This is a genomic window from Cyanobacterium sp. IPPAS B-1200, from assembly GCF_001747005.2.
In the GTDB taxonomy this organism is placed as follows: Bacteria; Cyanobacteriota; Cyanobacteriia; order Cyanobacteriales; family Cyanobacteriaceae; genus Cyanobacterium.
In genome coordinates this window covers 2,676,010-2,690,361 of record NZ_CP182899.1, presented here as the reverse complement: position 1 = coordinate 2,690,361, position 14,352 = coordinate 2,676,010, and the positions used below count along the sequence as shown (strand labels likewise).

Below are 14,352 nucleotides of genomic sequence, written 5' to 3'. Positions count from 1 at the left end.
TATGGATGCTTTTCAGACTAATCAAAAAATCCTCGTCGCCCTTGATAAATTAATTCAAGTGGTGGCTAAATTGCGATCGCCCCAGGGGGGTTGTCCGTGGGATTTAGCCCAAACCCAACAATCTCTCATTCCCTACATCATTGAGGAGGCTTATGAAGCGGTAGATGCCATCGAATCAGGCAACCAAGAAGCCATTGCTGACGAGTTAGGAGACTTGTTATTACAGGTAGTATTACAAGCCCAAGTAGCCCAAGATAACGGTGATTTTAACCTCGAAAAAGTAGCCCAAAATATTACCGAAAAATTAATCCGTCGTCATCCCCATGTATTCGCTGATGTGCAAGTAAACAGCACCGCAGAAGTTCACGAAAATTGGGAAAAAATAAAAGAACAAGAAAAGCCAGAATCCGCTCTTTTGAGCCAAAAATTGACCAATTATCACCGTAGCTTACCTCCCCTCATGGCCAGTGAAAAAATATCCAAGAAAGCCGCCAAGGCAGGATTTGAGTGGGAAAATGTGGAGGGGGTATGGGATAAGTTTGATGAGGAGTTGGCAGAGTTTCAAGAAGCCATAGAAGAGGAAGATATGAATCATGCCCAAGAGGAGTTAGGGGATTTACTTTTTACCATTGTTAATATCGCTCGGTGGTATGGATTAGATGTTTCTAGGGCATTGCAGGGTACAAATAAGAGATTTATTAAACGATTACAATTGATGGAAAAATATGCCGATAAATCCTTATCAGAATACCCCATTGATGAGCTAGAAGCGCTATGGCAAAAAGCAAAAAAGCAACTGAACAGCTAAACTAGAAAAGAATGTCAATATAGATAATCGTATAATTAATATGTCAGTACTAGCGGCGATCGCAGTTTTAGCACTTTTAATCGTAGTCCATGAACTGGGACACTTTGGGGCGGCAAGATTACAGGGAATTCGAGTTAGTAAATTTTCCATCGGTTTTGGCCCCGTATTAGCAAAATATGACGGCAAAGAAACCGAATACGCCATCAGAGCTTTTCCCCTCGGTGGTTACGTGGGTTTTCCTGATGATGATCCCGAAAGCGATATACCCCTAGATGATCCCGATTTGTTGCGTAATCGTCCTGTGTTAGACCGTGCGATCGTTATTAGTGCAGGTGTCATAGCCAATCTTATCTTCGCATACTTTCTTTTGGTGGGTCAATCCCTTAGTGTCGGTATTCAAGACGTTAATTTTCAACCAGGGGTATTGATTCCCGAAATCCTTGAAGAAGTAGAATCCCCAGCCCAAAGAGCAGGACTACAAAGCGGAGATGTAATTTTAAAAATCGAAAATCTTACCCTTCCCACCTCCGAAGAAGCCATTTCAATCCTGAGAGATAGAATACAAGACTCCCCCAATCAAAGTTTAGAATTTACCATCCAAAGAAACGAAGAAACTTTTAACATCCCCATCACCCCCGAAGCAGGGGATAACGGGAAAGGAAAAATCGGGGTTATGTTATCCCCCAACGGAGAATTTAGCCGCCGTAAACCAGACAATATTATTGAGGCCTTCACCTTCGGTGCTAAACAATTTCAACGGTACACCACACTAACCGTCCAAGGATTTGGTCAACTGATTACCAACTTCCAAGAAAATGCCAACCAAGTAGCCGGCCCTGTGGCGATCGTTGCAGTAGGGGCCCAATTAGCCAAAAGCGACTTAGGCAACCTATTCCAGTTTGGAGCGTTAATCAGCATAAACCTTGCCGTTATCAACATTTTACCCCTTCCCGCCCTAGACGGTGGACAACTAGCATTTTTGCTCGTAGAAGGCATTTCTGGTAAACCACTCCCCAACAAACTACAAGAGGGCATCATGCAAACAGGGCTAGTCTTACTCTTAGGTTTAGGTATCTTCCTAATTCTCCGAGATACTCTTAACCTCGCCTTTCTTAATTAACTGAATTTAAAAACTGATTTTGTGGAGGCATACTACCTTTTTTCTTTGATAACTTCAGGGGGAAAATGATTATCATATAATGGATATATATGCTTTAATGTATCTTTATGAAATCTAAATTTCCCAAATCATTAAAATCTGTTTATCGTCAAGAGCCTATTTCGGCTTTTATTTTCACCTTCGGAGCGATAGAGTTAGCCATGGGAGGATTTAGTGAACATTGGAGTCTGATGTCTTTTGGACTTTTATTTGTGATAACGGGGTTGATGATGCGTTGGTTGCAAACTCAAAAACCCCAGAAAAAAATTCCTCGCAATACTCCTCGCCGTTATTTGCCTGAGAGCGATCGCACTTTTGCCGAACCTTTACCTGTATTACGTAGAAAAAAAGATTATCGTGAATACTGATAGTAAAAATCAACCAAATCTTTTAAAAATTGGTGAAGTTGCTTCTGTGAGCGGTATTCCCATCAAAACTATCCGCTATTATGATGATCTCGGTTTATTGACTCCTGATATTAGTCGTAATAAAGCAGGTTATCGCTTATTTTATCAATCTATTTTTAATCGTCTTAGTTTTATTAGGCGATCGCAATCTCTCGGTTTAAGTTTAAAAGAAATTGATAATATTTTAAAGATTTATGATAAGGGTGAAATTCCTTGCGGTGTCGCCAAAGAAGTTTTATTGGAGAAATTAGATAATATTGAGCAACAAATTGAGCAATTACAGATTTTGCAAAGTGAATTAAAAGCGATTTTATCAGGGTGGCAATTTGCCGAAAAATTAGAAGGTAATATCTGCCCGAATATTCAACAAACCCATGGATAAGTTCCCATAACTTTGTTTGAAATAATAATGTTTTTTTTAGCTTATTCTTTGCTAAAGTTATTTTGATTGACTGTAAATGAAATTGCGAGAAGGGTTGATGGCGAAATCTTGGTTCACGAATATCAATAATAAAATAAAATCTTTATTTATCAAAACTCAAACCATTAATCAAGATAAAGATCATTTATTAGAACTTCCTCGATTTTTAAAAACAGACATCAAAGAATATGTTGAATCCCTTGATTGCCCTACAACCTATCAAGATAGCGTCCAAAATGCGATCGCCCCTATACTAAAAAAATGGTTAGAAAATCCGGAAGCTGAAAATAGTATTGTAATTTTGGGAAATCCCGTCGAAAATCTTTCTAAAATAATAGACAATAGTATTGAAAATTGGAAGGGCGATCGACCCACCCTCGAAATTATTACCCCCCTACCCTTTTCCCATCGCCCCCGCAACTTCTTAACCATTACCGAACAAATCAAACAAAGTTTTGAACTTCACCCCCAAGTTGAAATAGAAAACCTCAACGATATAGACACCATACCCGACGAAGAATCCCTCGAAGAAAGAACAACTATCATCGTCATACCTAACCTCGAACAACTCTTCTTGCGTGATATAGAAGGGTGGAACAGTGTCATCTTCCTAAGAGAGATAATCATTCATAACCCTAATTGTTTTTGGATTATTGGCTGTAACCATCTAGCATGGGATTTTCTTAATTATGTATGTCAAATTAAAGCCTACTTTAATAGCATTCATGCCTTACCAACCTTGGACGGAGAGATGTTAAAAAATTGGTTAGATCCTGTAGTAAAAACCGTTGTGAGTAATAAATTCACGCAAAATCAACAACTAATCAATGATACCTCAGAAGATAATCGTGACGAAAGTTATTGGACTTATTTAGCCGAAGAATCATCAGGAATCCCCAGTATTGCCCTAAACCTCTGGATAAATAGCCTCAGACTAGACAAAGACAATGTAGAAGAAGATAAACTAGCTCAAATTACCTTCGAGGACATTTTAGACCAAAAATCCCAGTACACTTTACAACAAATTACCCCTAGGCTACCAGATTTAGCATCCCTGACCATTGATGATCGTTATTTAGTTCATTCTGTTTTAATACACAATCATATTAATCGCACCCATTTAGCCCTTAGTTTAGGGGAGCCAGAAAGTCAAATAGAAGCCCGAATACAAAGACTTTTAAGAGAATCTATTCTCATAAGAGAAAATGGAGCTTTATCCATTGCCCCCCCATATTATAAAAAGCTCAAACAAGAGTTAATTAATAATAATTTTTTTGTGGGCGAACAGTTATGATTAGGGTGCGCTGAAAAAATGATTCAATCATTGATTTTTTGCACACAACGGGCAAAGACTTCTACCCCAAGACTTAGGGCAGTTTCATCAAAATCAAAACGGGGATGATGGTGGGGAAAATTTAAACCCTTGTCTGCATTAGCCGAACCCAAAAAGAAGTAACATCCTGGTATTTGTTGTAAGAAAAAGGACATATCTTCTCCCCCCATGGTTTGACACTCTGGCACTACTCCTAAAGGAGTTTCTACCACATCAAGGGCAACACTTCTTACTAATTCAGTAATACGAGCATTGTTAATAACGGGAGGATATAGTTGCCAATAATCAAGGTCGTATTTTGCCCCGTGGCTCTCACAGATACCTTTTATGATGGCTTCGATTCTTTCACCGATAAAGTTTTCATATTTTGGGTTAAAGTAGCGTACCGTACCACTCATTTTTACCGTGTCGGCAATGACATTTAAAGCAGTACCTCCTTCAAAAGTTCCCACAGTTACCACCGCTGAATCTGTGGGTTTAATATTTCGACTAACGATGGTTTGTAAACTATTAACAATTTGAGCACCTACCATAATAGAATCAACGGTTTGATCAGGCATCGCCCCATGACCACCTTTGCCAAAAATCTGACATTTAAAACACTCCACCGCCGCCATTAATGCTCCTTCCCTCACTCCCACCGTACCCAGAGGAAGGTTATTCCACAAATGTAAGCCGATGATGGCATCTACATCAGGATTTTTTAAAACTCCTTCTTCTATCATGGGTTTAGCGCCCCCGGGTCCTTCTTCGGCAGGTTGAAAGATAATTTTGACAGTACCCCTAAATTTATCTTTGTTATGGGCTAAATAATGGGCTATGCCAAGGGCGATCGCACTATGCCCATCATGACCACAAGCGTGCATAACCCCCTCATGACGAGACTTGTAAGGAACTTCGTTTAACTCAAATACAGGTAAAGCATCCATATCCGCCCGAATAGCTAACACCTTACCCTCAAAGTTGCTCTTAATGGTGGCGACAATGCCAGTTTTCGCAACACCCCTTTGATGCTCAATGCCCCATTCCTGGAGTTTATAACCAATAAAATCAGCGGTCAAATTTTCCCTAAAACCTAACTCGGGATATTGGTGCATTCTCCTGCGCCACTCCACCAATTGAGGTTGTAAATCAAGGATTTCTGGACGAATTTGGGAGCTTTTGAGGATCGTTTTCATCAATTTAATGTAAAAATTTTCATATTTACTTACAATTCTAACCTCTAGTTTTTTCGCCTTAATAACTTAAATCAAAGTAGTTCATTTATCTATTTCCATCTAGTAATACTAAATCCGATTAGTAAAGTTTACTATTGTTCCCCGTGTAACAATTGACAGTAAACAATTACTATCTGTTGCCTGTTCCCCGCCCTAATTAGTATATTATTGAAACAAGATTTAGTGTAATGTGTATCTTGATGGGATAGTTGTAGGTTGGGTTAAAAAATTAAACCCAACACTGAAGCCATATAAATAATACCTATTTACTAATAGTCCAAAAAGGAAAAGTTTGACTAGGATTTATCGCCACTCCTTCAACACCATTTTGGGCAAAGGCATACTCTTTGGTTTGCCAGATGGGGATATAGGGAACTTCTTGCCCTAATATTTCTTGAATTTCTCGAAAATCTTGCTCCCGTTGATTAGGATCATTTGTTCTTCTCGCATCATTAATCAACTCATTAACGCACTCATTGTAGAAAAATGACCCTTGATTCTGAGCGCCTCCTTCAATACAACCTTCTTCGTCATTACCATTGGGACAACTCAAGAAAGGATGAACATAGTTATCAGGATCTAAAAAGTCGGGGTACCAATCTCCCAAAAAAGTTTGATAAGTCCCTTGGCTTAGATTACTAAAAGCTGTGGCACTTTCTACTCCTTGGGGTTGAAACTCAATCATACCATCCAGCTGCTGCTCGGCGATCGCCCTTAAGGTATTGGCTACAGCGGTACGGGGGCGAGAGGTGGAGGGATACCATATTTCAATTTGAGCAGGATTCTCCGCCGAAAAACCAGCCGATGATAACAATTCCTTGGCTAACTCGTTATTATCGTCGGGATACACTTGCTCAAATACAGGTTGATAAACATCAAACGCACTGGGAATCATGGAGTAAAGAGGCTCTGATAACCCCTGAGTCACTCTTTCCACCATTAACTCTCTATTCATTATAAGGGCGATCGCCTGACGCACCTCCAATTGATCCAAAGGAGGCTGATTACGATTCAAAGACATATAGGAAATTACCGTACCTTGTCCTTCTAAGGCTTGAAAACTTCCACCTTCGGCATCTTCCAATAAACTTACCGTTTGCTCTGGAGCAAAAGACTGATAACCTACATCCAACGCCCCTGTGATAAAGCTATTGTAAAGATTCGCCGAATTATCAGCAAAAATTTGTATATCTAAACCCTCATTACTCGGTATCTCTCCCCAATAGTCTTCAAAAACGTCTAATTTTGCCGAATCACTGTCAAAAGAAACTAACTTATAAGGGCCAGTGGCCACCAACTCATTCGGTTTAAACTCCCCCTCTCCGATGATGTAGTTGTTAGGAGATACCGCACAAGCCCCAGGAAAAGCCAACAAAGCAGGAAAAGCCGAAAAAGGTTGTTTTAAACTAATTTGTAACTCATTCTCTGCCGTGGGTGTCACCTCCTCAATAATATCTGTTAACAAAAAAGAAGGTTTACCCCCATTTTCCATAAATCTATCTAGGGAAAATTTCATCGCTTCGGCATTAAAATCTGTTCCATCATGGAACTTAACCCCTTCGCGCAAAGGTATAGTATAAATTAGTCCGTCATCACTAATGGTAGGCATATCTGTGGCTAAAAGTGGTACTAATTCGGTGGTACCTACATCGTAAGTATAAAGACTTTCCCCAATGTTATAAATGAGATTCATTCCTGCTAAATCATAGCTGTCTGCAGGGTCTAAAGTTCTCGCTCTGAGGGTAGTACCAAAACTAATACGTCCATTACTTTCTGTGGTGTTGGTAGTATTATCTACTGTCGCAGTATTATTACAAGCAACGATTAAACCACAACAAAGAATCCCAAGAATAAAGTACTGGAATTTTTTTATTATCTGTTTCATGTTATTTTTTATCAAAAGTTAAAATCAGTGTATAGTGAATTACATTATTTTGAAAAAATGTCTAAACATCCTTAAAAAATCCTCTCAAAAATGTATATGGTTAATCAATAAATCCTACTAATAAAAAATTTTTTGGGCACATATTTTGGATAGTCAAGATTCACCCTAAAATATTCCATTGATTTGTTAATTATTCGTAGTTGGCTATATGATGGATAATGTAAAGTTTTATTGAGTAAAATTAATGGTTGTAGCTGCACCAAAACTAAATTACGATATTAAAGATATTAATCTAGCAGACTTAGGTCATCAAAGAATCGAGTGGGCAGGAAGAGAAATGCCCGTACTAAAACAAATTAGAGATCGTTTTGCCAAGGAGAAACCCTTCGCAGGTATTCGCATCGTTGCTTGTTGTCATGTTACCACCGAGACAGCACACTTGGCGATCGCCCTTAAAGCAGGAGGTGCAGACGCTCTCCTTATCGCTAGTAACCCCCTTTCTACCCAAGACGACGTAGCCGCTTGTTTAGTAAGAGATTACGAAATTCCTGTGTTCGCCCTCAAAGGGGAAGATAACGACACCTACCACCGTCATGTCCAAACCGCCCTTGATCATCGTCCTAATATTATCATCGATGACGGCTCCGACGTAGTCGCCACCATGGTAAAAGAAAGACAAGAACAACTTAGCGACTTATTAGGTACCACCGAAGAAACCACCACAGGTATCGTGCGTTTAGAAGCCATGTTCAAAGATGGGGTTTTAACCTTCCCCGCTATGAATGTAAATGATGCTGATACCAAGCACTTCTTCGATAACCGCTATGGTACAGGGCAATCTACCCTAGACGGTATTTTCCGTGCCACCAACGTATTACTCGCAGGTAAAAATCTTGTGGTTGCTGGTTATGGCTGGTGTGGAAAAGGAGTCGCCATGCGCGCCCGTGGTTTAGGTGCTAACGTAATTGTTACCGAAATCGATCCTATCAAAGCTATCGAAGCGGCTATGGATGGTTTCAGAGTAATGACCATGGATGAAGCTGCCAAAGTAGGTGATATATTTGTAACCGTAACTGGTAACAAGCACATCATCCGTAAAGAGCATTTCGCTTCCATGAAAGATGGAGCCATGGTATGTAATGCAGGACATTTCGACATCGAAATTGACCTCAAATCCCTCGGTGACATGGCAAAAGAAGTAAAAGAAGTTCGTAACTTTACCCAACAATATATCCTTGAAAACGGTAAATCCGTGGTGGTATTAGGAGAAGGACGTTTAGTTAACTTAGCTGCCGCAGAAGGACATCCTAGCGCCGTTATGGACATGAGTTTTGCTAACCAAGCTCTCGCCTGTGAGCATTTAGTGAAAAATAAAGGTTCTTTAGAACCAGGATTACACTCTATTCCTGCGGAAGTGGATAAAGAAATCGCCCGTCTCAAACTTCAAGCCATGGGTATCACCATCGATTCTTTAACCCCCGAACAGGTTGAGTACATGAACTCTTGGACTGTGGGAACCTAATTTTTAATTCTCGGCAAGGGGTTTAAACCCCTTGTTAAATCATTTCCAATATTTTTATTTTTTCATAAAAAAAGAGCAATCATCATTGCAGTTTACTAAAAATAAATATTACATTAAAAGTTTTTTCAGCTAATTCCTAATACCTAACTAAAGATTAATTATGCGTAAGTTTTCTGGTTTTTTTTGTGCAATCATTTTATTATTATCGTTGATTGTGTTACCCCAAAGCGCGATCGCAGCTAGTTCTAGTTTCGTCACCTCCACCTTTGAAAGTAAAAGCCTAAAAGGAGAAGACTTCACAGGGCAAAACCTACAACAAGCAGAATTTACCAAAGTAAATTTACAAGAAGCAAAATTTAATGATAGCGACCTTCGGGGAGCAGTTTTCAACGGAGTTAACGCTGAAAATGCTAGTTTTGTAGGAGTAGATATGAGTGATGGTTTAGTTTACGTCACCAGTTTTAACAACGCAGACTTAAGCAACGGCATTTTTAGAGATGCCATCATGCTCCGCACCACCTTCAAAAACGCCAACGTAGAAGGTGCCGACTTTACCTTTACCGTCCTAGACTCCCAACAAGTTAACCTACTATGCGAAAACGCATCAGGGATCAATCCTGTAACCAATGCCAGTACCAGACAATCATTAGGTTGCCCATAAATATGATAAGGCGATGCACTCCTCAGCAAAAGATAACTATTCGTTAAAGTTCCCCACAATTGGCGGATTTAGACGATAAACTTACTTATGCTGGATCCTTAAAAAGTACACTAATGAAACGAACAATGGGCTTAAGCCCATTGCCAAAAACAATAAATAAATGGGACTTAATCAGTAATCACCGTCAAAATCTGAGGAGGTGTAGCATCAGGAGGATAGAGGAAATCCACCGACACCAAACGATTACTGTTAGGCGGTAAAGTAACTCTTAACAAATCTTGTCCTTCTTCTCCCCTTCTTTGCACCAAATGAAAATAACGCCATCGAGGTAAACCATTATCATCAGTATATTTAACCTGTACCAACCCCCTAAAGAACACCTGCGGCCCTGGCTCATCTAAAAACTCTAATTCCCCCACATCTTTTTTAATGGGAGTAGAAATTTTTACCCTCACAGTTTGGTCTTCATCACTAGGATTATACAAAGGTAAAGTTAAACTATACTGCACCCCATAGTTACCATGAGCCTCAAGGGCAGTATCCGAATATCTTACCGCCAAAGGAGCAGTCTGGTTCTGTTCAGAGCCTAATCTTCCCCTCACAAGGGTACTCAATCCATAGGAAAAAGCCTCCCCAGACTCAGGAATATTTAATACTTGGCTATCATCATCCACCAAATCAGCCTTCCACATATTTCCCATAGCAACCCCAGCCACTCTTCCATATCGGAAAGCACCCTCCGCATCAAGAGCAGTGGGGGCTAAATCCCTAGGGGTAGATAAATCTGCATTAGTTAACATTTCTTGCCACTGGGATAACTCTGGAGGGTTATCTTCACCATCTCGATACATCGCTAAACTAGCCATATAAACTTCCCCATCACTCCTTAACCTAGCGTAAGTAGAGCGTCCATTAAGGGGAGGAGTTAGACTATGGATAGGAATAGGAACATTTAATAACATACGACTCTCCCCCGCCGGAATAGTAATACTTTCTGGGAAAATATCTTGTCTTCTGTTTCGCAAAATATCTCCCATAACCCGACTTCCAGGCCCAGCGTAAACATTACGTCCTGAGACTTGAGAAGGAAGGGAAATAAAGGGAGCATCAGGTTGACTGAGATAACTAGCGCCCTGTAAAACATCTATATTTACATCAGTATCCGTAGGATTATGCACCAAAATCCCAATATATAAAGTTCTCATATCCCCTTCTTTGGGGGGGCGAGAAACATGGTGGGCAAATACGTCAAATTCTCCATTAAAAGCAAAATCTAAATGGGCATTAGGGTTAGTTTTGTTTTCTTTAGGGAAAGTTGAAAGTAATATACCCTCTCCCAAAACCAACTCAGGGCTATTACTATTAAATACGGGAACTTGATTTAATTCTCCATTTAAAGGGCGAATAGTATTAGGGCTATTTTGTTGTTCATTGTCTTCTGTTTGCGATACTTGGGCAATATATATGGGCGTTGCTTCGTTTGCCACGAAAGGCATATTGAAAGGAAGTATGAGGGGGAGTAGTTCTAACATAAAAAAAAGTGGATAAAAAATATTAAATGATTCCAGAATTAGATTTTAAACGCAATACTGAAATTTGACGAAATGATTCGCTTAAATGTGTCTTAATTTTGGAATATTGCAATTAAAAGCCTAGGTGAATAAATTGTGCTAGGTAATTCAACACTTTGATATTCTGATGGGAAGGCACCATAAGGAGAAGAAAGTGCTAAGATACTTTAAAATTTAAGTTCTATTTGTAAAATTATCTAAAACTCAGTTTATAGTTACCTTTATGTCTAAAAAATCCTTAACTACAAAGGCTTGTAAATTCTTTATCTTAGCTTGTTCTGCCTTTTGGTTGACATCTTCTAATGCCGTTTTTGCTCAGAATAATTTAGAGGCAGAAACCGAGGGCGGAGATAACATTATCGCTCCTATCAGTCAGACAAATACTCTTTTGAGTCTTGAGGGGGGAGAAAGGTTGATGAGAGAAGCTGAACAAGCTATTAATCAAGGTAATTATGATCTTGCCGAAACCAATTTACAACAAGCCCGTAGAGTTTTTAATCAGTTATCTAATTTTTATGTACAATTAGCTGATAGCTTTTCTGGTATTGATAATGATATTACCAGTTCCCAAAGATCTGGGGCTTTACGTACTGCAAGTTTGAGAGATGAAGCTACTTATCAGTTAGCTTTAGTTCATCGAGCTCAAAATAAACCTGAATTATCTGTACCTTTATTAATTCAGATTATCCGCTCTCAAAATCCTACCAGTGAGTTAGGACAAAAATCTTATCAACAGTTATACGAAATCGGCTTTGTACAAACTCCTTTTGAAGGTCGTCGACGTTAATTTTTTTTGTTTAATGAAATGAGTGTAATGGGTTGAATCAAATTCAACCCTTCTTTATGGCAAATAGATGGAGTTTATAAAACAGAATTTATTTCCTCTTTTTTTATCTAGCAGCAGCTAGGACACACTTTCGGGGAGGAATATTTGATCCCCTTATAAATCAATAGAATAAACGCTTTTGCGGTTATTAACGGCTCGGATGAACTTCTGGGCTAATGTTAAAATATACTTAAGAAACTTAACGAAAATTAATATTTCTCAAAAAAATGTATTAGAATATATAAAACATTACATTGTTAAGGAATGTTAATACCTATTCTCATTTTTGACGTTGCATTGGTGGCATGGTCACTACATTTGATGCAACAAGCATTCAACGAACGGGAATTTTCTCTTATGTTGGCGGGTAGTCTCGTGGCACTATCGGCTGCTGCTATGTTAGTGGTTTATTTCCTTGCTAATAACTGCATTACTTATCTAAGTCAACCAGTGACTTTAAGCTAAAGAAGAAATTATATAGACGTTTTCTTTTACACTTTTGGTTTGGGTTAAAATTTTTCATATTCTTTTCAAAACTTAAGTTATCGTTATCTCTTCGTGTTTTCGGATAACAAATAGTTAACAACAAACAACAAACTAGCCACTGAGACTGCTAGACTAACATCAGATAAAATAATCAATTTTGTTGATAATCAATGAGGAGATGAGTTGATATGTTTGCTCAAGTGTACCCCCGCTTAATCAACCGTGTTGGGGAGTTTAATCCCCAGTTATTTAGGGAAATAAAAGGTAGATCACAGTTACGTAATGTAATGGTTGTGTCTGCTTTATCTATTGTGGGACAGATATTATTATTTATTTATTTTGAAGGGCTTTTACCTGCCCATGAAGGGGTTTATAACCGCTATTGTACAGGGGAAGGTTATGATACTTATTCTAGGGGATCTCAACTGTGCATTGCAGATATGTTGGGCAATATCCAGACTATTAAGGAAGTATGGTGGCTAGATATGTTTGTCACCATGAGTATTATGGGTATTTTTATTCTTTTGTTGGGTGGCAGCTATATGTTAATTGCTGATTTAACCAAGGAGGAGAGAAAGGGTACTTTTAATTTTATTCGTCTTAGTCCTCAGTCAGCAAGTGATATTTTTCTCGGGAAAATTTTGGGTGTACCTATCCTTTTATATTTATTTGGTATTTTAGCTGTTCCTTTACATATTTGGTCGGGGTTATCTGCTAATGTTAGTTTTCCTTTGATGATAATGTTTTATCTGATTTTGGGAGCTAGTTGTTTATTTTTTTATGGTGCTAGTTTAGTTTTTAGTTTGGTGACGGAAGGATGGGGAAATTTTCAAGCGCCTTTAGGTTCTATTTTCATTTTCTTTTTCTTATTTTCTGTAATGGGAGTTACTTTGGAGTCTAATGCTCCAGCTTATACGGAAACTTCTCTTGATTGGTTTTTGTTGTTTTATCCTGGTACATTTTTGGCTTACCTTGTGGATTCTACTTTTCTATCTCAAACTACTTTGGGATATTTATCGGCGGATGCTCTTACTAATGTAAGTTGGTATGGACAAGGTTGGTGGGAAAATGGTTTTTCTGGGGGATTTTTAATTTTATTGAACTATGGAATATGGACTTTTTGGTTATATCAGGGTTTGAAACGTCGTTTTGCTAATCCTTTGGCAACGGTGATTACGAAGTCTCAGAGTTATGCTCTTTCTTTTTGTTTTATTGTTACTAATTTGGGTTTTGCTTTACAGAGTTTGGATGGATACAGGGATTTTCCGGTAACTATTCAGGTTATACAGGTTTTGAACTTGATTTTATTTTTGTTGTTGATTGCTGGGTTGACTCCTTCTCGTCAGAGTTTGACAGATTGGGCAAGATTTCGTCATGAAAATTCCCGTGAAAATAGGGTTTTATGGAGAGATTTGGCTTTTAGTGAAAAAAGTCCTGCTGTATTGGCGATCGCCCTTAACCTATTATTAGTGAATCTGTATATGATACCCTCCTTGTTTTTCTTGCCTAATATTAATGTAATGGAGTTGATATTGGGGCTAGTGTTGGGGGCATTTTCTATTCTTATCTATGCCTCCGTTGCCCAATTACTAATGACATTGAAAACAGAAAAAAGAGGATTGATAACAACTATTACGGTGGTTATCCTCAATGTATCTCCATTATTTGGACATTTGTTTTTTAATGAATTGAATCAAAATCTTGACCATTCTTTACTTTTGCAAGGGATTTTGGCTAACCTTAGTCCTTTACCTATTACCCTTAATACTGCTCAAAGTTTAAGTGCGATCGCCATTTCCCTAAGCCTTCAAATAGTCACCATTATTGGTTTTAACTTGAAAATGACGAAAACCTTGGCTCTTGCGGGGATGTCCGAAACCAAGCGTTTGATGATGACGGAAAATTAATAGTACAAAAAAGATGAGCTTCACTGATAAATACATGGTTGCTCATCTAAAAATTTTTAACCATGTTCAAAAACTAATATGGTTGTCAATCAAGAATACATACTACCCTTTTTTTGTAAATGGGTAAGTGCTAGTCCATCGATAATCGT

Annotated in this window: 13 protein-coding genes; 10 read left to right on the top strand and 3 right to left on the bottom strand. The window is 38.6% G+C overall.

Features of this window, described 5'->3' with window-relative positions; all coding sequences use genetic code 11:
* Nucleotide 1: 1 nt before the first annotated feature.
* The 5 genes from mazG (at nucleotide 2) to A5482_RS12570 (ending at nucleotide 4,089) form a co-directional block, all read left to right on the top strand.
* Complete coding sequence (gene mazG / locus A5482_RS12590) at nucleotides 2–808, top strand: nucleoside triphosphate pyrophosphohydrolase (protein ID WP_069791802.1); 807 nt, start codon at nucleotides 2–4, stop codon at nucleotides 806–808.
* A 40-nt stretch (nucleotides 809–848) separates the two neighbouring features.
* The gene (gene rseP / locus A5482_RS12585) at nucleotides 849–1,928 is read left to right on the top strand and encodes an RIP metalloprotease RseP (protein ID WP_069791803.1); all 1,080 of its coding nucleotides are present in this window, start codon (nucleotides 849–851) and stop codon (nucleotides 1,926–1,928) included.
* A gap of 107 nt (nucleotides 1,929–2,035) precedes the next feature.
* The gene (locus tag A5482_RS12580) at nucleotides 2,036–2,335 is read left to right on the top strand and encodes a hypothetical protein (RefSeq protein WP_069791804.1); all 300 of its coding nucleotides are present in this window, start codon (nucleotides 2,036–2,038) and stop codon (nucleotides 2,333–2,335) included.
* On the top strand, nucleotides 2,325–2,756 hold the full coding sequence (locus A5482_RS12575) for a MerR family DNA-binding protein (RefSeq protein WP_069791805.1): 432 nt from the start codon (nucleotides 2,325–2,327) through the stop codon (nucleotides 2,754–2,756). Before A5482_RS12580 ends, A5482_RS12575 begins: the two co-directional genes overlap by 11 nt.
* Before the next feature lie 97 nt (nucleotides 2,757–2,853).
* Entirely contained in the window at nucleotides 2,854–4,089 is a 1,236-nt protein-coding gene (locus A5482_RS12570) for a MarR family transcriptional regulator (RefSeq protein WP_141712714.1), read from the top strand.
* Nucleotides 4,090–4,112: 23 nt separating this feature from the next.
* On the opposite strand, the gene A5482_RS12565 is transcribed toward A5482_RS12570, so the two are convergent.
* Nucleotides 4,113–5,306, bottom strand: a complete 1,194-nt coding sequence (locus A5482_RS12565; RefSeq protein WP_069791807.1) for a M20 metallopeptidase family protein — start codon at nucleotides 5,304–5,306, stop codon at nucleotides 4,113–4,115.
* Nucleotides 5,307–5,607: 301 nt separating this feature from the next.
* Nucleotides 5,608–7,230, bottom strand: coding sequence for an ABC transporter substrate-binding protein (locus A5482_RS12560; protein WP_069791808.1), 1,623 nt, complete (start codon nucleotides 7,228–7,230; stop codon nucleotides 5,608–5,610).
* Between the two features lie 244 nt (nucleotides 7,231–7,474).
* Between A5482_RS12560 and ahcY the strand changes: the two genes are divergently transcribed.
* Nucleotides 7,475–8,752, top strand: a complete 1,278-nt coding sequence (gene ahcY / locus A5482_RS12555) for an adenosylhomocysteinase (protein ID WP_069791809.1) — start codon at nucleotides 7,475–7,477, stop codon at nucleotides 8,750–8,752.
* A gap of 160 nt (nucleotides 8,753–8,912) precedes the next feature.
* Nucleotides 8,913–9,413 carry a pentapeptide repeat-containing protein gene (locus A5482_RS12550; RefSeq protein ID WP_446684772.1) on the top strand — a complete coding sequence of 167 codons (501 nt, stop codon included), beginning with the start codon at nucleotides 8,913–8,915 and terminating at the stop codon, nucleotides 9,411–9,413.
* A gap of 167 nt (nucleotides 9,414–9,580) precedes the next feature.
* On the opposite strand, the gene A5482_RS12545 is transcribed toward A5482_RS12550, so the two are convergent.
* Nucleotides 9,581–10,909, bottom strand: a complete 1,329-nt coding sequence (locus tag A5482_RS12545; RefSeq protein ID WP_069791826.1) for a DUF3370 domain-containing protein — start codon at nucleotides 10,907–10,909, stop codon at nucleotides 9,581–9,583.
* A 298-nt stretch (nucleotides 10,910–11,207) separates the two neighbouring features.
* On the opposite strand from A5482_RS12545, the gene A5482_RS12540 reads away from it, so the two are divergent.
* The 3 genes from A5482_RS12540 to A5482_RS12530 all read left to right on the top strand — a co-directional run bounded on the left by A5482_RS12540 (nucleotide 11,208) and on the right by A5482_RS12530 (nucleotide 14,203).
* Nucleotides 11,208–11,771, top strand: a complete 564-nt coding sequence (locus A5482_RS12540; protein WP_069791810.1) for a hypothetical protein — start codon at nucleotides 11,208–11,210, stop codon at nucleotides 11,769–11,771.
* A gap of 303 nt (nucleotides 11,772–12,074) precedes the next feature.
* Nucleotides 12,075–12,275 carry a hypothetical protein gene (locus tag A5482_RS12535; protein ID WP_069791811.1) on the top strand — a complete coding sequence of 67 codons (201 nt, stop codon included), beginning with the start codon at nucleotides 12,075–12,077 and terminating at the stop codon, nucleotides 12,273–12,275.
* 209 nt (nucleotides 12,276–12,484) lie between these two features.
* Nucleotides 12,485–14,203 carry a hypothetical protein gene (locus A5482_RS12530; protein ID WP_069791812.1) on the top strand — a complete coding sequence of 573 codons (1,719 nt, stop codon included), beginning with the start codon at nucleotides 12,485–12,487 and terminating at the stop codon, nucleotides 14,201–14,203.
* Nucleotides 14,204–14,352: the final 149 nt, after the last annotated feature.